We start from the raw sequence: 21,684 nt of genomic DNA, 5'->3' as shown, positions 1-21,684 counted from the left end.
GCATCCCATCCTTCTTTAACTCTAAAGTTTAATCTTATTGTTTTTTAATATATTCTCACAAAGAGTTTCAAAATGAGAAGTATCTACGCCTTCCTTCTTTAACTTAGAAAGTCTTAAATTTATTCTTTCTAAAGTTTCCTTACCTTCTCTTTTATCTCTTTTTTTGATACATGTATTAAAATAATCAACTAAATAATCTATTTTTATAACTTCATTAGCTAAGTCTTCTCTATCTTCATTTATAAGTTCTATCAATAAAGAATATACCTTAGGAGAAGTTGAATTTCTATGCATTTTTAAGAAATCATTATTTCTACTAGTTATCTTTGCCATACTTATTTTCCTTTCTAAATAAATTATGATTTAACATAAATTATTGACATAACATCCTTTAATATATCATAAGTAAAAAGAAAAAAACAGAAGAAACTATATGAAAATAAACTTTAAATAAAACTTATTAATATATTTTACTAATTACTAGATAAATCTATAAGCTTTATTTTTAAAGATTCAATATAGTTTCTTCTTAAAACAATAATATTCTCTATTTTATTATTCTATAAAGTTTAGCTTTAATTTAAATATCAAACTTTATAAAATATATAATACTTAAAATAACAACTATTTTAAAAGTATTTCTTATATAATACCATGGTCTAACATAGCATCTGCAACCTTTTTAAATCCTGCAATATTAGCTCCAACTATTAGATTTCCATCATGACCATATTCAGAAGCTGCATTTCTAGAATTATAGTATATATTTTTCATTATGTCTTTAAGTTTTGCATCAACCTCTTCAAAAGTCCAAGACATTCTTAAACTATTTTGACTCATTTCTAAAGCTGATGTTGCTACTCCACCTGCATTGGCAGCTTTTGCTGGTGCAAATAAAATTTTATTATCCACAAAAAGTTTTTGAGCTTCTAAAGTTGAAGGCATATTTGCTCCTTCTCCTACAGCAATTACTCCATTATCAATTAAAGTTTTTGCACTGCTTTTATCTATTTCATTTTGAGTAGCACAAGGAAGTGCTATATCACATTTAACATTCCAAATTCCTCTAAATCCCTCAGTAAACTTAGCAGTTTTAACATAATTTACATATTCAGAAATTCTTCCTCTTTTTACTTCTTTGATTTCTTTTACAACCTCTAAATCTATTCCATTTTCATCATATACATAACCTGATGAATCTGAAAGTGCAACAACCTTTCCTCCAAGCTCTTGAACTTTTTCAGTGGCATATATTGCAACATTTCCTGAACCTGAGATTACAACAGTTTTTCCTTCTATTGTTTGACCGTTATCTCTTAACATTTCATCTACAAAATATACTAAACCATATCCAGTTGCTTCTTTTCTAGCTAAGCTACCACCATAAGTTAAGCCCTTACCAGTTAAAACTCCCGCATCTACTGAATTTTTAAGTTTTTTATATTGACCAAACATATAGCCTATTTCTCTTCCTCCAACCCCAATATCTCCTGCAGGAACATCTGTATTAGGTCCTATATGTCTATAAAGTTCACTCATAAAGCTTTGGCAAAATCTCATTATCTCTCTATCTGATTTTCCCTTAGGATCAAAGTTAGATCCTCCTTTTCCTCCTCCAATAGGAAGAGTAGTTAAAGAATTCTTAAATATTTGCTCAAATCCTAAAAATTTTATTATGCTTAAATTAACTGAAGGATGGAATCTTAATCCTCCCTTATATGGTCCTATAGCACTATTAAATTGTACTCTATATCCTCTGTTAACTCTTACATTTCCAGCATCGTCAACCCAAGGAACTCTAAACATTATAACTCTCTCTGGTTCAACAATTCTTTCTAATATTCCCTCTTCCATATACTTAGGATTCTTTTCTAAGACAGGTACTAAAGAGTATAACACTTCTTCTGCAGCAGCTAAGAACTCACTTTCTCCAGGGTTATTTTTCTTTAAATCTTCCATTAAATTATCTACATATTTTTTTACTTCCATTTTAATGCCCCCTTTTTTATGTTCACTATAGCTTTTACATTGACTATATTATTTAAAAGTTATAGCTTTAAGCTAATATTCTAGGAAAATATTTTCTTAATTAAATCTTATTTTATATTATAGCATAAAGTACCATTTATTAAATAATAATCTTTAATATTTAATAAATTGATAATTTTAATAAGATTTATATTGTAAATAAATATTTTTAACATTAAAAATATTTATAAGCCTTCTTTTTTTCAAAATTATTATACATAACTAACTATAGATACCAAGTCACTTTAATCATAATAACATTTTTTTATTACAATTTATTATTATTAATTTTTAATATATTATACTAAAATTTTAGTTATTTAAATTCTAATATAGTATTATTTTTATATATGCTTACTTAATTATATAAAACTTATTCATACTTTTAATTTAATCTTAAAAATCAAAAAGGTAACTTTATTTAATAAAGCTACCTTTTTTTATTATCTAATAACCTTTTGTGGATTTGAAAAAAAGAATAAATCAAGCATTTTCTGATCTATTAAAACTTCATATGCAACCATTTTAGTTTCCCATCTAACCACAATTACATAAACCATTTTTCCTTCTTGAATATTGTTATAACATTTTTTTACTTTTACATTAGAATATCTATTTAATTCACTATTTCCTAAAGGTGCAATAATTTCAACCTCTCTTAAATTTATGTTACCCTTTACTTTTCTTCTAACTCTCTCATAAATAGCACTTATTTCAAGTTCTCCATCAGTAAATTCATAGTCATATTCAACCATTGTTAACCTTTTAGCTATAAAAAGAGGCAAACATATTAATATTAAAAATATCAAAGCAGGTATTAGCCCTGTAAAAATAAATATTCCTGCTGCTAAAAACAAGGAAATAATCATAGCTGGCACTATCATCTTATGTAGCTTTGATTCTTCGCCACTTATACTTAATTCATAAAACTTCTCCATACCCGTCTCCCTTTTCCATTTGCTTTTTCTTTCATTATATCATAAATTTCTTTTCAATTTTATATACTAAACCTAGTAATAAATATTAATTTTTTGTATTATTTTAATATTTATATCATTTAAACTTAACATTAAAATAATTTTAATTTGCAATTTTTAAATTTTAATCTTTCATTTTTTAAAATAAAATGATAAAATTAAAAAGTATTAAATTTTGATAGGAGTGTTAAACTATGGATAAAAAGACAGCTATTGATTGGAATAATCTAGGCTTCTCTTATATGAAAACAGATTATCGTTACATATCTCACTATAAAGATGGTAAATGGGATGAAGGAAAATTAGTTACAGACAACAAATTAAGCATAAGTGAAGCTTCAACTGCCCTTCACTATGGCCAACAATGTTTTGAAGGTTTAAAAGCTTATAGAACAAAGGATGGAAAGATTCAACTTTTTAGAGTAGATGAAAATGCTAAGAGAATGAATAAATCATGTGATAAACTTTTAATGCCTGAAATACCAGTTGAAAAATTCATAGATGCTTGTATGCAAGTTGTCAAGGCTAATGAAAGATTTGTACCTCCATACGGTACTGGTGCAACTCTTTATATAAGACCTTTCATGATAGGTGTTGGTGATAATATAGGTGTTAAATCTGCTCCTGAATTTATATTTTCAGTATTCTGCCTTCCAGTTGGTGCTTATTTTAAAGGTGGAATGAAGCCTGTAAACTTTATGATTGCAGATTATGATAGAGCTGCTCCTAAAGGAACTGGTGCCGCTAAAGTTGGTGGAAATTACGCAGCAAGCTTAAAGGCTCATGAAATAGCTGCAAAAAAAGGATTTGCTGATTGTATATATTTAGACCCAGCAACTCACACTAAAATTGAGGAAGTTGGAGCTGCAAACTTCTTTGGAATAACAAAGAAAGGTGAGTTTGTTACTCCATATTCAGAATCAATTTTACCAAGTATAACAAAATACTCTTTAATGCAAATAGCTAAAGATTATTTAAAAATGCCTGTATCAGAAAGAGATGTTTTAATAGATAACTTAGATGAATTCGCTGAGGCTGGCGCTTGTGGTACAGCCGCTGTAATAACTCCAATAGGAGGAATAGAATATAAGAATAAACTTCATGTTTTCCATAGCGAAACTGAAGTTGGTCCTATTACTAAAAAACTTTATGATCTTTTATCTGGAATGCAATTTGGAGATGTAGAAGCTCCTGAAGGATGGATATTTGAAGTTAAATAATACATAAAAAAGAGAGTGAGTAGTAAACTCCTCTCTTTTTCTCTTAATTAAGAAAACTTTCTTTTATTTCTCTTAGTAATTCTTTATAATTATCACCAGAATCTATTATCCTAAAAGTTTCATCATTAACCTTAATAAATTCTTCACTTAATGATAAGCTTATATAATCATCTCCCATATATATATTATACTCATTTAAAATCACTGGATTTTTAAAAGGTTTAACTATTTTTATTCCCTTAATATCATCATATATATTTGCTATATCATTTTCATCTTCTATTTTATAACTATTAAATTCAGAATCATTTTTCTTTTCTGTAACAACTATAAATTCTGGATTTTCTATTAACATATTAAATGCAGCCTCTAGTTTAATAGGCATAAAGAAATATGAACAAATAATAACTGATATTGTTATAAAGAAAGTAATAACTAATTTATTAAGAAGCTTCATATATTCCCTCAAAATTAATTGCTTACTTTAATACTATTCCCCTTACATCTAAATTATGCTTTTTAGCTAAATCTCTATATATTTCTAGCATATTATTTTCCTCAAAAAACATAGGAAAACTCAAATTATAATTTCCCCATATAGTCATAGGCTTTTCCATAAAATATATGGTGCAAAAGAATAATTCTCTAGTATTTAATCTAGTTATAAAGGACATTAAGTCTTTATTATGAAGCTCAAAATAAACACTTTTTATTTCCTGTTTATTGATATTATCTATCAAAATATTTTTATCCCTTTCATCTAACCCCTCTAAAAGCCTTGCTAAACTCTCATCTTCTAAGTTTTTTATGTATAAGTCTATTATTACTTTTCCCTTATTAAGCTCTAATGCTTCATTAAAGAAATTAATAAAACATCCCTCTTTTATTTTAAAAGAATCATTATCCCCATTATATTCTAAAAGCCCGTTTGAATATCTATCAAATCCATCTAATATATTATTAAATCTTATTTTTATTTTATTTTTAAATTCATCTTCACTTATAGATTTTAAGATTTGACTCAAAAATAACACTCCTTCACTTAACTTATTATGATTATTATACACAAAGCTTATTTTATTTGGCTATATTATTGAAAATTTATCTCTTAAATCATATTTTAATACATATAACAAATTGTTTAATGAAATACTAAAGTTATTATTTATTACAAAATATGTTGAGGTGATTTTACTGTGTTTAAACATTTTAAGAAAAACGCACTTATTATTTTTTTATTATTAAGTATTTTTACTAGCTTTTTTATTAGTAATACTTTAGTTGTTTCAGCAGAAGATAATGATGTACATTTAGTTTTAGATACTAAAAATATTAATAATCTTCCAAATAATTTTAGAACAACATCTGATTTAGAAAGATTAAAAAACCTATCTAATATTAATATGAAAGGTTTAGATACTCTCAATATTTCAGGAAGTCAACAATTTTCTCCTAATAACCTTTCACTTTTAGTTACTTCAATTAAAACCACTTTACCTATAACAATTGTAGATTTAAGGCAAGAATCTCATGGATTTATTAATGAATATCCTGTTAGTTGGAAAGGCGAAAAAAATAATGCCAACTTAGGTTTAACCAGAACAGAAGTTATTGATACTGAAAGAAAGCTTTTAAACAGTATTACCTTAGGAACTCCAATACAATTTTTTAATGACCCTAAGCTAACTGTTATCCCCGAGAAAGTTCTTTCTGAAAATCAATTAGTAAAAGCTAATTCTATGAATTATGTTAGAATTCCAGTAACTGATGGGAAGCTTCCTACTTACGAAATGGTAGATTTTTTTGTTCAATATGTAAATTCAATGCCAAAAGATTCATGGCTACATTTCCATTGTAAGGAAGGAATAGGAAGAACAACAACTTTTATGATTATGTATGATATAATGAAAAACTATAATAATGCTACTCTTGATGAAATAATAAATAGACAATTAACTCTCTCTGGAATCAAGGAAAAATCTATACTTTCCTTCCCTTCAAAAGAGCGTTTAGACTTCTTTACTAAATTTTATGAATATGTAAAAGAACAAAATAATGATTTTAAGATTAGTTGGAGTCAATGGCTTAATAAAAATAATTTTCCTCTAATCACTATCCGCTAAATATATAAATATTATTTAAAGAAAAAGGATGTATTAAAATAATTAATAAATAAAACTTATAAGGTATTTCTTATTATCTATAAGTTTTATGTTTAACTTTTAATACATCCTTTTCTTATTCTATTCTTCTTTTAAGAAGCTATATTGAGCACAATACAGATTATAATAATATCCTTTTCTATTTAATAACTCTTCATGAGTTCCATCTTCAACAATTTTTCCATGGGAAAGAACAAATATTTTATCACAATCTCTTATGGTAGAAAGTCTATGTGCTATAACTATAGAAGTTCTTCCTTCCATTAGTTTCTTTATTCCTTCTTGAACTAGCCTTTCTGTTTCAGTATCAATATTAGCAGTTGCTTCATCTAATATAAGTATTCTTGGATCTGAAATTAAGGCCCTAGCAAATGCTATTAACTGCCTTTGTCCTAATGAAAGTCTTGATCCTCTTTCATTAACATTTGTATTATATCCCTCTTCAAGTTTTTCTATAAAGTTATGAGCATTTACAGCCTTTGCAGCTTGGATTATTTCCTCATCAGTAGCATCTAATTTCCCATAGCGTATGTTCTCCTTAATAGAAGAAGCAAAAAGAAATGAATCTTGAAGCATTATTCCCATCTGACTTCTAAGACTTTCTACATCTACAGTACTTATATCAATACCATCTATAAATATTTTTCCTTTAGTTGGCTCATAAAATCTACTTATAAGGTTTGTTATTGTAGTTTTTCCAGCTCCTGTTTCTCCAACTAAGGCTATTTTTTCTCCTGGATTTAAGGTGAATGTTACATCTTTTAATGCATGATTTCCATCATTATCATAGGAAAAAGTAACATCTTCAAAATGAATTTCTCCTTTTATCTTTGGAAGTTTTTCTTCTGCCTTATTATTTACCATGTGGTTCTTAGTATCCATAATATCAAAAATTCTTTCTGCTGCTGAAAGATTAGTAACAAAAGCATTATAAAAGGCTGATAAGTTCATTATAGGTCTCCAAAGCATTTCAATATACATTATGAAGGCCATTAAGGTTCCTAAAGATAAATTTCCACCTCTTGTTAATTTATACCCTGCAAATAATACTATTGCAATTCCAAAACCTCTGCATATATCCACTGTAGGCCAAAAATAATCTTGAAGCCTAACTGCATGTAAAAAACCACCTGCATGTCCTTCTAGATGATTTTCAAATTTTTCTCTTGAATACTCTTCTCTATTAAATCCTTGAACCACTTTCATTCCTGAAAATGCTTCATGGGTATAACCTAAAAGAGCTGATCTATTTTCCCTAAAAACTCTCCACCTTTTATTTGATTTTATTTCTATAAAAAACATTCCCGCAAAAAGAAATGGTAAAACTGTTAAACAAACCAAAGTAAGACTTGGATCCATTAAAAACATCATAAAAATTACTAGTAAAATTGTAAAAAGGTTTGGTATTAAATTAACAATACTATGATTTAACAAGTTATTTAATGCATTAACATCACCAACTACCCTTGATAAAATCTTACCTACTGGTCTACTATCAAAAAAGGAAAAACTTAAAGTTTGTATATGAGTATAAAGTTCATGTCTTATATTTACTAATATTTGATTTGTTATTTTACTCATAGATAGCATTCTTATTTTTGAAAGTATCATTGCTATTATATTTAATAAAAGTAAAACTGCTCCTATGCCAAGTAATCCATTTACATCCTTAGCAGAAACAAATTTATCTATAGAAACCTTCATTAAGTATGGATTTAATGTATTACAACTCATAATAAGTAAAAGCATTAATATTATTCCTATAGTTTTCCACTTGTATGGAGCCACATATTTTAGAAGTCTCTTTATAGTCTTCCACTTATGAGTTTTTTTCTCATTTATTTCTTCCATTATCTCTTCCCCCTTTTTAATTAAAATTTTAATATTATTGTATAAACTCTAAATCTTGAAATTGATGACAATATACACTATAGTAATATCCCTTTTTCTTTAATAAACTTTCATGATCTCCCATTTCAACTATTTCTCCATCTTTCATGAAAAGTATTATATCGGCGTCCTTAACCCCAGATATTCTATGAGCAATTATAAATGTAGTTGCTTTATCTTGCTTTTTAGATAAATTTTTAAGCACATTAAATTCTGTCTCCATATCAAGTGCTGATGTAGCATCATCTAAAATTAATATTGGTGTTTTTCTAACTAAAGCTCTAGCTATTGCTAATCTCTGCTTTTGACCACCTGAAAGTCCTAAACCTCTTTCTCCAACTTCTGTTTCAAATCCTTCTGGCATTTCTTTTATGAAATCATAAGCACAACTATCCTTTGCTGCCTCTATTATTTCATCTTCACTTTTATTTCCTCCAAAATCTATATTATCTTTTATAGAATCAGAAAACAGAAATGTATCTTGAAAAACCACAGCCATATTTTCTCTTAAACTATCTAAATTCCATTTTTTCACGTTAACTCCATCAATAAATAACTCTCCAGAAGATACATCATAATGCCTTCCTATTAAAGAAAGAATTGAACTTTTACCACATCCTGTTTCCCCCATAATAGCTACGGTACTTCCTGCTGGTATTTTTAGGTTTATTTTCTTTAGCACTTCTTCCTCATTATACCTAAAGGATACGTTCTTAAATTCTATTTCACCTTTAACCTTATCTGGATTATAAGAATTCTCCATAGAAGTTATTTGAGGCTTTCTTTTAAGAATGTTAAATATTTTATCCATAGATGCTCTATTTTGAGACATCATATTTACAAGACCACCTATATTTTTCACACAAAAAGATAAATTTAAAATATAACTACTGAAAGCTAAAAGTGTTCCCATAGTAATATTTCCTTTGATAACCAAGTATCCTCCATAAATTATCATTGCTACAGGAGTTAAATTTGTTAAAAGATCAATTACAGGCAAGAAATTGCTTAAAATTTTTGCTTGAGTTATATTAAGGTCATAATAATCCTTATTGACCTTTAAAAACTTTTCAGTTTCATATTTTTCTCTAGCAAAAGCCTTTACTAATCTTATTCCTGCTATATCTTGCTGTGCCATAAGATTTATATCAGCCACTTTATCACTTATTTTTGAGTAATTTCTATGAAACTTTTTATTAACTAGAATAGCCAAAACCCCTACAGGAAGTAAGATGACTAAACAGATTATTGTAAGAGAAGGACTCATACTCATCATTATGGTTACAGATATAATAAATAATATTATTCCTTCTATAAGTAATCTAAGTCCATAAGATATTGTTTCCCAAACTATATCTACATCTTCACCAATTCTTGACATAAGTTCTCCTGTATTGGTACTATCAAAGAATGAAAATTCAAAGCTTTGAATCTTTTTAAATAAGTCCATTCTAATTTCTTTGCTTACATTTAAAGAAAACTTATCAAATAAAAACTCCTTAATATATCCTAATATTCCACGTAAAAGTGATAATCCTAAAAAAACTCCAAAAAATAATCCTAATTTGCTTTTATCACTTCCTAGTAAAATATCATCAACAAATATTTTTTGAAGATATGGAAAAAAACTATCTATCCCCAAAACAATTATCATAGCTACTATAGGAACTATTAAAAATACCATTCTCTTAGATATATAATCCTTAAATATCCCCATAAATATTCCCCCTTTATTTATATAATTTAATAAACCTTTATATATAATCACCTATATTTTCATGATTCCCCTCCTTATAATTAAAATAAAAAAACACCTATGTTCCTTAAGCAAAAGCTATGCTTAAAGACATAGATGCCCTATAAAAATCAAGAATATAAGAAAAATTTCTAGGTTAAGATAAATGGAAGACTTTAAAGCTTCTAATTGGCAAACCACTAATGTTTTGTACTAAAAAGTAAGGATTCTATTAAAACATAGATAATTATGCAAAAACCTTCTTAACCTTATTAAATTTTTATTACAAACTTTATTTTATTGCAACAAAAAGCACAGCTTCTCAGCCATGCCTTAAAATCTAGAAAAGATTTTATAAAATTTTATGGAAAGCATTAGAAAAATCCCATAAAAGGAGCCATTGACTGAGTAAATACTAATTTTATTGTAAAAAATAACAAATACACATTATTAATATATTTATTATCAAATTTTCTCATCAAACTGTCTCCTTTCATAAATTTAATCTTAATAATTATTATACTTTATATTACTCAATTTTCAACCATTTTATTATATTTTTTACAAAATTTATCATTATAAAAATTTTATGCTATTAGTTTCACCTTTGATCTTCATCAAAAAGCTCTTCTTCATAGTCACAAACATCATAGGTCTCACTACCATAATCTTTATCAATAATATTATTTGCAATATTTTTACTCTCTTCCTTTATTTCATCAAAAGTAAAAGGCATGTTATTTTCATCTTTTTTAAAATCTTCAGCTTCAAAGGAACTAGCTAAATTTAATATTTCTTCAAGCATTGTTTTTGCTCCCTTAATTATCTCATTAAAACTATTCTCATTTACTTCCTTAAACATACCTGTTGCCCCCCATATACTTGGGTTTTGGAATAAATCTAAATTATGAAAATAATCCTTAAAAATTTCTTCTTTTTCATTAAAATTATCTATAGAATCTTCTTCTGAATTCAAATCTTCATCTATATCTTGATTTTTATTGACATCATATATTTTTTCTATATTATCTTTTAAAACATCCTTATTTATAAATTCTTTATCAGTATGTTCTATAATAGGAATTTTTTCTCCCCTCTTATAATTTAGTTTATTTCTTTGAAGAATTATCCTAGTAAAACTAAATCCATCCCTTAAAACCATTCTATAAATTTTCTTCTTAAAAGCAGGATGTTCTATGGTTAATACATAAATACTTAATGGAACTAAAAATTCCACTATTCCAGCTAAATCTGTCTCACCTTCATATTTTTCTTTTTGATTTTCAATTTTTACTATACATTTTGTTATAGGTCTTTGATCTTCATCTAAAATATTAAAAAAAACTCTTTGATTAATCATAACATCTATTAAGATTTTACCCTCTTAATATTTTCACACTCCGAAGAATATTATACCTTATATAATTATTCTTAAATTTTGTTTTTGTTAATAAAACTTACAAAATAAAAAACACGGAATAAAACCGTGCTTTCTTATTAATCATATTTTATAGAATTTCTTCACTATTTACTCTAATTTCTCATAAAAAATTTAAGTATTATAGATTCAAAATAGCTTTTAAGCTATACTATTTTCTTTTTCAGTATTATTAAACTTCTTAAACTTTTCAATAAAATTATCAAACATATAAAGATAAATCATCATTACACCCATAGATAATAATATTGCTACAGTTAACATTTCCCCTCTTCCAAACTTTAATATATCTTTATTGCTTATTAAAACACTATATAATAACAAAGATACAAAATTCTCTAATATAACCACTTTTCTCAATGTAACTATTGTCTTAACATCTTGTTTTTCCAACTTTTTAATGTCTTCATCCTTTTTACAATGAAGGTCATATACAAGATAAGAACTTATTCCTATTTCAACTATTATAAAAATTAAAGCTATAAAAAATCCAAATACCATGCGTGCCCCCCTAAATTCTTCAACATCTTGTAATCGTTTCACTAATTATTATATCATCATATTATTGTATTTCCAACTAAATATATTTAAAAGTAAATTAATTCATGTAAAAGATGTAATAAGTTATTTATTAATACTTTTTTAACCTTTTTGTAAATTTAAACCTTAATTTGTAAAATATTATTATAAATGTACACTTTTTTATGAATTTATTAAGTTTACAATTCTATTTAATTATAATTTAAATTAATACAAGGAGGCACTATATGAAAAAACTTTTTACAACTTCCCTATTAATTCTTTCAATGATTTTTCTAATAGGATGTGGATCTAAAGGGGAAAGCAAAAACTTTGGGCTATCTGTATTTGGATTAGAAAAATTTTCAGGACTAGATAAACCTGAAGATAATATTAAAATAAATCTAAATGGTAAAGTTCAAGACTTAAGCTTACCAATATACTTAGATAAAAATAGATATCTAATTCCTATAAGCGAAATAATCAAAAATAACAATGGGGAGTTTAAAATAGAGGATGATTTTTTAAATATTAAATTTGAAAATAAAGATATTAAAGTTAATTTAAAAGATAATACTTGGACTAATTTATCAAAGGAAGAATCAGAGGCTAATAAATTTAAAATTGACCCTATAATAAAAGATGATACTGTATATATGTCTTTAATTGACTTTGCTAATATGTTTGATTTAAAAAGCAGATGGAACTCAAAGGACAAGCTAATAAAATTATATAATAATAAAGATATGTTAGATGTTAAACACTATAAGGGAAAAGGCCCTCAAAAAGGTATTATAAGATTTGAAGATGTTGCATCTACTGGTGCTGGAACAGAATATGATTCACAATATCTTGAAACTATAAGAGTTATGGGGAGATATTTAGGTAAAAAAAATGTACCTTACCATATAGCTTGGATACCTAGATATATAGACCCAGAAAAGAAAATAGACAATGACCCTTCTAAAGAAAATAACTTTGCTAATGCTGAGCTTGTATACACTTTAGACTTTGTAGCTTCTCATAAAGGGGAAATAGGTTTACATGGTTATACCCATCAAATAGACAATACAATTAGTGGTCATGGCTTTGAATTTGGAAAATATAACCCCTCTGTGGAGGATTTAAATACAAGAGTTGATAAAGCTCTTCAAATAGCTAAAGATCTTGATATAAAAATAAACTTCTTTGAAGCTCCTCATTACACTATAAATAAAGCTCAAAATGAAGCTTTAGAAAAGAACTTTAAATATATATTTAATGATTATGATGAAAATAAAGCACAATCAAAGCCTATGAAATCACCAACTGGAAGTGGTTCTTATTATGTACCTACACCTCTATATTATATTGAGGGCGGTAAAGAAAATGATATGTTAAATAAGATAAAAAACATGTCTAATACTACTTTTGCTGGAATGTTTTATCATCCATTTTTAGAAGCTAAACTAATAGATTTTAAAGATGGACAAGATGGTTATCCTGAAGATAATTATAAAAAACCATCTATAATCCAAAAAGTAATTGATGAATTTGAAAAAAGAAATGTATCTATTATTTCAATAGAACAAGTTTCTGAAAAATAAATTTCACTTTTAAAGAAAGGTTAAGTTAAAATTATTTATTTTAACTTAACCTTTAATTAATTTTAATTATTTATTATTCTTTACCTCTTCCCATATCTTAAAAAATAATCCTACAAAAAATAAAGTTAAAAATAATATCTTAAATCCTTGAATACTGTTATTTAATCCATAAAAAGCTATTATATAAATTACTATAATAGTTCCTAAGGATACTATTTTATTAAAGACCTCTAAGGAATGTAAAATTATATTTATACTAATAATCATAGCAAAAATCAAAAAAATTATAGCTATAAAAGTTATAAAAATAACAAATACTTCCTTCAAAGCTTCATACCCCTTTAAATTAAGTATTTCATAGATATTATTAAATACAACTTCCCTTTCTGTTATATTTAAAAATATTAAATTTGATATAAATGCAAGACCTATAGCTAAAAGATTTCTATCATCATAAGATATATCTTTAAAAAACTCCTTCAAAGATTCCTCCTAAAAAATCACTTTACTAAACTATATTCCTGTTAAATTTTAATATAACCTCTTAATCTAAAGTTAAAAATAATATTTAATCTAATCATAAAATTTTATTTTTATTTTAAAGGATAAAACTCTAATCTAAAATATACTAAAATAAAAAAACATATGAGAACTAAAGGATTTTAATAGGTTCCTAAAAATTCTCATATGCTTTCAAATAAACTATATATATTTCATTAAATCTTCTTCATTTGGAATAGCATCAATAGCCCCATAATTTGTGCATGTCAATGCTCCAACCTTATTTCCATAACTTATAATTTCTCTCCATAAATTTAAATCTAAATTCTTCTTATTTTCTAATTCACTTACTTTCTTAAGAACAGCCCCAACGAAAGCATCCCCTGCCCCAGTTGAATCTACTTGATTAATTTTTATTGATGGAACTATCTCTGAATGAATTCCATTACTTAAAAGAGTTCCTTTTCCACCTAGTGTAACCGCTATTATTTTCGCTCCTAAAGAATGAAGTTTTTCAACTCCTCTTTCTAAATCTTCTTCCTCAGTTAATAGCTTTATCTCCTCATCACTAAGCTTTAAAAAATCACAAGAGCTTATAAATTTCTTACAGTCTTCCTTAAACTCTTCAATTCCTTCTTCTTTAATAAGCATATCTCTATAGTTTGGATCAAAAGATATAAAGTTTCCATTTTTACGTCCAATCTCTAAAAGTTTAAAATAAGTATTCTTAAGTTCACCTTTTAAGAATCCCGTAGCTGAACCAAAGTGAATTATATCATCCTTTTCTATTTTACTTAAATCAATATTATTAAATGAATATTCTCCATCACTGCCTCTATGAAACTCAAAATCTCTTTCTCCATTTTCATCAATAGCTACAAATGCTAAAGTGGTATATCCATCCATTTTAGTCATTTCAGTATTTATACCTATATTTTTTAGCATATCAACTAGAAATTCTCCAAAAGAGTCATTACCAACTTGTCCTAAAAAATAAGATTCTCCTCCAAGCTTACAAACTGCTGCTCCAACATTTGCTGGAGCTCCTCCAGCCTTTTTCTCAAAGTTTACTCCATTTTTAAGACCTTTTCCTATATCTTTTCCTATAAAATCTATTAATAATTCTCCTATACAAAATACTTTATTCATTATAATTCACCTCATTCATATCCCATATACTCAAGGAATTTATTTTAATTTTACCCTCTTCTGATTTTAAACTTAAGTTAAAGCTATCTTTTTTAGGATAAAGTTTTAATGATGCTACTTCAATTCCATCTTGAAAATATATTTCTACTGATGATTTATCCACAAACATATTAATTTTTAAATTCCCATTAGAATGTAACTTAAACTTCCTTATACCCTTTTCTCCATTAATCATTGAATTTCTATCTATTATACAAATTTCTTTTTTAAAATCATAAATTAAAGATGTATGTTCCTCATTACTCTCCATAAAATTAATTTCAATCTTTGATGCTTCCTGTCTTTCTATATCTAGTTTAAGCTCATAACTATTTTCTTTTACTTCATTAAAATTTAAATCTTCAATAATTATATTTTTTAAGCTTACAATTTTATCTCCCCTAAGCTTTCTCATCTCTTCTATAGGATTTTGATGTAAAATTCCATTCTTTAAAGTTAATTCTCTAGGCATGGTTAAAGAAAATATCCATCCATTCTCCCTACTACAATGAAACTCTTCTTTTTCAGGAAGCCCCATCCATCCAATTAATATATTTCTTCCTTTTTCGTCCTTAAATACTTGAGGCGCATAAAAATCAAAGCCCATATCTAATTCCTTGAACTCATTATTATTTTTAAATTCTAAAGTATCATAATTTAAATTTCCTATTAAGTATCCCGATTGATATATGTTTTGATATCTAAACTCTTCTTCTTTAATTCCTTGAGGAGAAAATATAAAAATATCCTTATTATCAATTTTAAAAAAGGATGGACATTCCCACATAAATCCAAAATCATCATAAGACGTTTTTAGTTCTCCATAAAAATCCCAATCATCTAAATCATTTGATTTATATATTACGCATCTACCCTTTAGCTTTTCAGTCTGTATTCCAAGAATCATATAATAATAACCATTATTTTCCCAAATATATGGATCTCTAAAATGAGCTGTATATCCTTTTGGTAATGTAGAGATAACTGGACCTATTTTTTTCAATTGTCCATTTTCTTCAAGAATCCCCTTGCATTGATAAGATATTCTCTCTCCTTTCTCCCCTCTAACATTCCCAGTATAAAACACTTGTAAGTTGCCATCCTTAACAATAGCTCCCCCTGAATAACATCCATTCTTATCAAAATATTCTTTTGGAGTTAAGACAATTTTAGGTATTGAAAAATCTTTAAAATTCTTTGTTTTTACAATTCCCCAATGTTTATTCTTGTGCTCACAGCCATATGGGTTCCACTGAAAAAATATGTAATATTCTCCTTTATAATAACTTAATCCATTTGGATCATTTATAAGTCCAAAGGGAGGCTCAAAATGAAAATTATCTCTCCATATATCTTTAGTTTTATTATAATATTCTTTTGATTTTTTGTTTATATATTCATCATTTAAAAACTCCATTTACTTCACCTTTCTTTAAATTATTCGGTGAAGCAAACCCTACTTTAAACTTTTAACACTTTCTCTTACCATAAGTTCTAAAGGAATTTCACAAGTATTTATACTTTTCTCTCCATTTATCAAACTTAAAATATTAAGTGCTATTTCTTCACCAAATAATTTATAATCAATTTTTACAGTTGTTAGTGATGGATATGTTATTGCACTTACCTCATATCCTCCAAAGGCTGCAATGGAAATATCTTCTGGTATTTTCTTCCCATTCTCAAGAAGATATCTCATAAGCCCAAGAGCTATATTATCTGTTGCACATACAATAGCTGTTGGATTATATTTTAAAACCTCTTCTCCTGCTTCATATGCTTTATCAAAAGAAAAGTCTGTTTCTACAAAACTTATATTGCACTCTTTTTCAAAAACATTACAAAATCCTTTTTTTCTAAGAATTCCAACTTCTCTATCACTTTCACTAACACCTAAGAACACAATATCTTTATGTCCTTGTTCTTTTATATATGTGCCTAAAATATTTCCTATCTTTTCATCATCTAAAACTAAATAATTTATATAATCATTTTTTTGTCCTGAAAACAAAATAGGTATAGGAAGTTTATTGGCTAATTTTACATGTTCTTTTGAAATTTCAAAAGACATTATAATAATTCCATCTACCCCTTGATTATATAACTTATTAATTTGTTCTAATTCCTTTTCTATGTTAAATTCACTTGTTAATATTATTCCTTGATAACCCTGTTCTTCTAGTTTTTTATTTATACCATTTAATGTTTTACCTGCAGTAAATGAATCTATTCTAGGAACTATTATTCCTATTAACTTACTTTGTTTAGACTTTAACCTTTTAGCAAAAAAGTTAGTTTCAAAACCAGTTTTTTCTATAGCCTCTTTTATCTTAACTGTATTTTCATTACTCACATAACCACCATTTAAGTATCTTGATACAGTACTTTTTGATACTCCTACCATATTAGCTATGTCCTGTATTGTAACTTTCATCATTTTCCTCCTAAATAAAGATATATATCTTCTTATATTATAAATTATATCATTACCTAGAAGTTTTTAACCATATAAGACTATTTTGAAATATTTAAAAGCAGGCTCTGTAAAATCACAGAGCCTAAAAATTATTCTTGTGGTTTAAAGAATATATATGTTAATGCAAATGAAATAGCAAATCCAATAGCAATTGTTATGAAGTACTGAATTAATCCTGTATTAATATAAAGCAGTGTTCCCGGTATAGCTGTTATTCCCATACCAGTTCCAGCCAATTTCATCATTGATGCAAACATTCCTGATGCAGCTCCACCTATACATGCAAATATAAATGGTTTAATAAATCTTAAGTTTACTCCAAATATGGCCGCTTCTGTAATTCCTAAAAAGGCTGGTATTGCTGAAGAAATATATAATGAACGTTTTTTCTTATCTTTTGTCTTAAATCCAACTGCAAGAGCTGCTGCTCCTTGAGCTACTATAGCCCCGGTTATTACTGCATTAAATGGATTTAATCCTGTACTTGAAATTAATTCAACTTCTAAAGCATTAAATATATGATGAACTCCAGTTACAACTATAACTTGATGAACTCCTCCAATTATTGCTCCACCTATTCCAAATGGTAAGCTTAAAAACATTTTAAATAAATCTAATATGTAGACTTCACTTGTATGCATTATAGGACCTACTACTAAAAGTCCAAGAATCATTGATACTAATAAAGTTAAAAATGGAGTAAATATTAAATCTAGTACATCTGGCATAAACTTTCTAATAAATTTTTCTAATTTAGCTGCTATAATACCTAATACTAAAGCTGGAAGTACTGATCCTTGATACCCTACTATAGGGATACTTATTCCTAATAAAGAAATATATATTGGATCTGCTCCTCCTGCTACCTGCCAAGCATTTGGAAGCTGAGGGGCTACAAGCATAAGCCCTAATACTATACCAACTACAGGTGTTCCACCAAATTTTTTCATTGTTGACCAAGCTACTAAGGCTGGTAAGAATATAAATGCTGTATCTGTTAAAACCTCTGATAAAGTATTAAAAGTTGGACTAAATTCAACTCCTAAATTAGTTAAAAGTCCTCTTAATCCCATAAATAAACCTGTTGCAACTAATACTGGAATTATAGGAACGAAAATATCTCCTAAAGTACGAGATATTTTTTGTGGTAAAGTCATATCACTATATGCATCTTCTTTTACATTCCCAGTTTCTACTCCTTCACCATTCATAGCTGCAAAGACTTTATTTACAAACCCAGTTCCTAGAATTATTTGATATTGAGCAGCAGCAAAAAATTGTCCTCTTACCCCATCAATATTCTCAATTGCCTTTTCATTTATTAGACTTTTATCTTTAACTATAAGTCTTAATCTAGTTGCACAGTGTTCCATTGATTTTATATTTTCTTTTCCACCAATATTTTTTAATATTTCTTGAGCAACTATTTGTTCTTTACTCATTTTAAAACCTCCTAAAATCTATCCTCTTTTGATATCCTTTACTTCTTGAATATATGGTATCAGTTCCATATAGTTTCTGTCAAGCTTTAAAATTTATATTTTAAAATGAATTAAAGATATATTTTAATAAATTTCAAATCTAAAACTCATTTATTTATTATATTATTAATTAATAATATAATTAAATTAAAATATCATATTTTATTAAACCCTTTACATTTTATATATGGAATTAGTTTCATAAAATATTAAAAATATTTAAAATGAAAAAGAATAAGGTTAACCATTCCTGATTAACCTTATTCTTTTTCATTTTAATTTAATTATTTTAATATAAAATCTTTTTCTATTTCTAAAGACTCTTTTAAAGCATCAACGGTGTTCATAACATTTCCCTCTATATCAAGAGCATGATTTGCACCTTCTATTATAAAACTTTCTATATCTTCTCTTTTTTCTATCTCTACTCTATGAGCTATACTTAATAATGGATCTTTATCTCCTGTTATAACTAAAGAATTAGATTCTATGTTAAACTCATCTAAAGTCTTATTTATTGGGCTTATATATATATTTCTTATATTTTTAAATCTTCCACTTAAATCTTTATTTAAGAAGGATTGTACACTTGTTCCAATACTTTTTCCTATTATTAAAATCTCTTCATATTCTTTTTCTATGGCATTGTCTATAACTTCTAATGACTCAGAAACCATTATGCTAAACTCTTTTTCAATATTAAATTCGCTTCTGTTTATTTGATATCCATATTCTATTTCTAAAACATCATATCCTATTTCTTTTGCTAATTGTTTAGAATAATCTAAGTAAGATCTATCTAAACAATATCCTATTCCAGGTAATATTATACAAAGCTTTTTGCTTCCAGCATCAATAAATCTTGGACTTAATTCAACACCCCAATATGATTTTATTATTTTATTACTCATTTTAAAAACCTCCTAATTTTTAAAGTTTTCAAAAATCTGTCCTAAAAAGTGATATGAAAGGGAGAAAAAATATTTCACTTCTTAGGACAAATTATTTTTAAATCTATAATAAATTTTGCTGATATTCTTTTCTCTTTTCATTTAACATTATAAATTTAAATAATAATACAATCAAAGTATTAAAAAAATAAAGATTTAAAATACCACTTCATTTTATTAATAATTTGTTAACTTATTTATATTTTATTAATATTAATTTGCTAATTCCTTGTATTTTTTGCTTATATAAAAAAATTACATAGATTATAAAAATTCCTAATCTATGTAATTTTTAAATAAATTCATTTCTTAATTCTTAATATGATAGTAAACTTATTATATTTAATTTAAAGGGTGTACCCCTTCCCTAAAAATTAAAACTTTACAAATCATATAATCTTTTAAAACATAAATTTTTATTACTATAAAATTAAGCTCAATACTAATATGATAAAATTTATCTTTCTCACATTAAATAATTATCTTAAAGGTCTATTAGATTCTATAGTTTTATGCATCTTTATTGGCTTAACATTAAAGTTTGATCTATACTCTGTTTCAGCCCAGAATATATTATCTGCAACTAAAGCTTCTGGATTTAAATCTACTCCATCTAAAATTATTTCTTTAAATTTATGATATCCCGCTCTATCAATTAAGTGACCACCATGTAGATATTCTGGTTTATAATCTAAAGCCCAAGCAGAGAATTTTTGCCAGTTAGCAAAGATACCAAGAACAACTTCTTCTGTTGCAAAGTTTATAAATGTTTTACCCATTCTAGGAGTTTGTTTTCCTGTTCTTCCTCCTATAACTATTCTATAGTATTTTTCTGGCTTTCTAGTCCAAGCACTTGCTGGACATGCTAATACACATTCTCCACATCCAACGCAACAACATGGATCCTTATCAACTAATCCTTTATCATTTAAACTTAAAACTCTTGTAGCATGATGTTCACAAGCTCTTACACAAGCTCCACAACCTATACATCTTTCTTCGTGATATTCCATTCTAGCTTGTCCTATAACACCAAAGTCTTGGAAATGCCCTTTAGCACAGTCATTTGGACATCCAGCTACAGATACTTTTATATGATAGTGTGATGGGAATACTAATTTTTCTATTTTATTAGCCATATCCTTAGTATCAACATTTGCTTTTATACAATGTGAATTTCCGATACATGCCATAACATTTCTAGCACCTATTGTTGGATATCCATTTTCATCAACTTTCATATCACAATTACATCTATCAACTTCAACTTCTTGTAAATAATTCTCTATAAATTTATTTACTGCTGGAATATTTTCATATTTAATTCCTGGAATATTAAAGGTTTGTCTCATCCCCATATGAAATGTTCCATTTCCCCAAGTTTCTGCTATTTCTTGTATTTGTGATAAATACTTAGCATCTACTATTCCTCCTGGAATACGCATTTGAAGCATAAACTCTCCTGGAACCTTTGATTGACGAAAACAATTTAATCTAACTTTTTTAATATCTATATCATGATTCATAAATAAT

The 21,684-nt window shown here is 26.6% G+C and carries 19 protein-coding genes; 3 read left to right on the top strand and 16 right to left on the bottom strand.

Features of this window, described 5'->3' with window-relative positions; translation table 11 throughout:
- Nucleotides 1-21: 21 nt before the first annotated feature.
- The 3 genes from I6G60_RS07765 to I6G60_RS07755 all read right to left on the bottom strand — a co-directional run bounded on the left by I6G60_RS07765 (nt 22) and on the right by I6G60_RS07755 (nt 2,966).
- Nucleotides 22-333 carry a hypothetical protein gene (locus tag I6G60_RS07765; RefSeq protein WP_003452013.1) on the bottom strand — a complete coding sequence of 104 codons (312 nt, stop codon included), beginning with the start codon at nt 331-333 and terminating at the stop codon, nt 22-24.
- Between the two features lie 309 nt (nt 334-642).
- Nucleotides 643-1,989, bottom strand: coding sequence for an NADP-specific glutamate dehydrogenase (gdhA, locus tag I6G60_RS07760; RefSeq protein WP_011010487.1), 1,347 nt, complete (start codon nt 1,987-1,989; stop codon nt 643-645).
- 482 nt (nt 1,990-2,471) lie between these two features.
- Entirely contained in the window at nt 2,472-2,966 is a 495-nt protein-coding gene (locus tag I6G60_RS07755; RefSeq protein ID WP_003455916.1) for a hypothetical protein, read from the bottom strand.
- Nucleotides 2,967-3,199: 233 nt separating this feature from the next.
- On the opposite strand from I6G60_RS07755, the gene I6G60_RS07750 reads away from it, so the two are divergent.
- Nucleotides 3,200-4,225 (top strand): branched-chain amino acid aminotransferase, encoded by a 1,026-nt coding sequence (locus I6G60_RS07750; RefSeq protein WP_003456091.1) that lies wholly within the window; start codon nt 3,200-3,202, stop codon nt 4,223-4,225.
- Nucleotides 4,226-4,268: 43 nt separating this feature from the next.
- Here I6G60_RS07750 and I6G60_RS07745 read toward each other — a convergent pair whose 3' ends face one another.
- Nucleotides 4,269-4,682: a hypothetical protein gene (locus I6G60_RS07745; protein WP_110034689.1), complete on the bottom strand. Its 414-nt coding sequence runs from the start codon at nt 4,680-4,682 to the stop codon at nt 4,269-4,271.
- A 22-nt stretch (nt 4,683-4,704) separates the two neighbouring features.
- Complete coding sequence (locus I6G60_RS07740; RefSeq protein ID WP_041702707.1) at nt 4,705-5,250, bottom strand: hypothetical protein; 546 nt, start codon at nt 5,248-5,250, stop codon at nt 4,705-4,707.
- Between the two features lie 171 nt (nt 5,251-5,421).
- Between I6G60_RS07740 and I6G60_RS07735 the strand changes: the two genes are divergently transcribed.
- Nucleotides 5,422-6,348: a fused DSP-PTPase phosphatase/NAD kinase-like protein gene (locus I6G60_RS07735; protein ID WP_011590872.1), complete on the top strand. Its 927-nt coding sequence runs from the start codon at nt 5,422-5,424 to the stop codon at nt 6,346-6,348.
- Nucleotides 6,349-6,468: 120 nt separating this feature from the next.
- Here I6G60_RS07735 and I6G60_RS07730 read toward each other — a convergent pair whose 3' ends face one another.
- The 4 genes from I6G60_RS07730 to I6G60_RS07715 form a co-directional block, all read right to left on the bottom strand.
- Nucleotides 6,469-8,238, bottom strand: coding sequence for an ABC transporter ATP-binding protein (locus I6G60_RS07730; RefSeq protein WP_011590873.1), 1,770 nt, complete (start codon nt 8,236-8,238; stop codon nt 6,469-6,471).
- Between the two features lie 34 nt (nt 8,239-8,272).
- Nucleotides 8,273-9,994, bottom strand: a complete 1,722-nt coding sequence (locus I6G60_RS07725) for an ABC transporter ATP-binding protein (protein WP_197925695.1) — start codon at nt 9,992-9,994, stop codon at nt 8,273-8,275.
- A gap of 619 nt (nt 9,995-10,613) precedes the next feature.
- The gene (locus tag I6G60_RS07720) at nt 10,614-11,372 is read right to left on the bottom strand and encodes a hypothetical protein (protein WP_011590875.1); all 759 of its coding nucleotides are present in this window, start codon (nt 11,370-11,372) and stop codon (nt 10,614-10,616) included.
- Between the two features lie 219 nt (nt 11,373-11,591).
- Nucleotides 11,592-11,951, bottom strand: a complete 360-nt coding sequence (locus I6G60_RS07715; protein ID WP_003455949.1) for a hypothetical protein — start codon at nt 11,949-11,951, stop codon at nt 11,592-11,594.
- 266 nt (nt 11,952-12,217) lie between these two features.
- Between I6G60_RS07715 and I6G60_RS07710 the strand changes: the two genes are divergently transcribed.
- Nucleotides 12,218-13,555 carry a polysaccharide deacetylase family protein gene (locus I6G60_RS07710; RefSeq protein WP_011590876.1) on the top strand — a complete coding sequence of 446 codons (1,338 nt, stop codon included), beginning with the start codon at nt 12,218-12,220 and terminating at the stop codon, nt 13,553-13,555.
- Nucleotides 13,556-13,621: 66 nt separating this feature from the next.
- Here the strand turns inward: I6G60_RS07710 and I6G60_RS07705 are convergent, their stop codons facing one another.
- The 7 genes from I6G60_RS07705 to asrC form a co-directional block, all read right to left on the bottom strand.
- Nucleotides 13,622-14,038 (bottom strand): hypothetical protein, encoded by a 417-nt coding sequence (locus I6G60_RS07705; RefSeq protein ID WP_011590877.1) that lies wholly within the window; start codon nt 14,036-14,038, stop codon nt 13,622-13,624.
- 219 nt (nt 14,039-14,257) lie between these two features.
- Complete coding sequence (locus tag I6G60_RS07700) at nt 14,258-15,205, bottom strand: carbohydrate kinase family protein (protein WP_011590878.1); 948 nt, start codon at nt 15,203-15,205, stop codon at nt 14,258-14,260.
- A complete protein-coding gene (locus I6G60_RS07695) occupies nt 15,198-16,661 on the bottom strand; it encodes a glycoside hydrolase family 32 protein (protein WP_197925694.1) in 1,464 nt (487 codons plus the stop codon). The genes I6G60_RS07700 and I6G60_RS07695 overlap by 8 nt, the downstream gene beginning before the upstream one ends.
- Before the next feature lie 39 nt (nt 16,662-16,700).
- Entirely contained in the window at nt 16,701-17,678 is a 978-nt protein-coding gene (locus I6G60_RS07690) for a LacI family DNA-binding transcriptional regulator (RefSeq protein WP_003456113.1), read from the bottom strand.
- Nucleotides 17,679-17,809: 131 nt separating this feature from the next.
- Nucleotides 17,810-19,162 (bottom strand): sucrose-specific PTS transporter subunit IIBC, encoded by a 1,353-nt coding sequence (locus tag I6G60_RS07685; RefSeq protein WP_003449520.1) that lies wholly within the window; start codon nt 19,160-19,162, stop codon nt 17,810-17,812.
- 323 nt (nt 19,163-19,485) lie between these two features.
- A complete protein-coding gene (locus I6G60_RS07680; protein WP_003449524.1) occupies nt 19,486-20,112 on the bottom strand; it encodes an alpha/beta hydrolase in 627 nt (208 codons plus the stop codon).
- 518 nt (nt 20,113-20,630) lie between these two features.
- Entirely contained in the window at nt 20,631-21,677 is a 1,047-nt protein-coding gene (gene asrC, locus I6G60_RS07675) for a sulfite reductase subunit C (protein ID WP_078233915.1), read from the bottom strand.
- Nucleotides 21,678-21,684 lie beyond the last annotated feature (7 nt).

This window comes from Clostridium perfringens (assembly GCF_016027375.1).
In the GTDB taxonomy this organism is placed as follows: domain Bacteria; phylum Bacillota; class Clostridia; order Clostridiales; family Clostridiaceae; genus Sarcina; species Sarcina perfringens.
The sequence above is the reverse complement of the archived record's forward strand: the minus strand, read 5'-3'. Positions and strand labels throughout refer to the sequence as shown.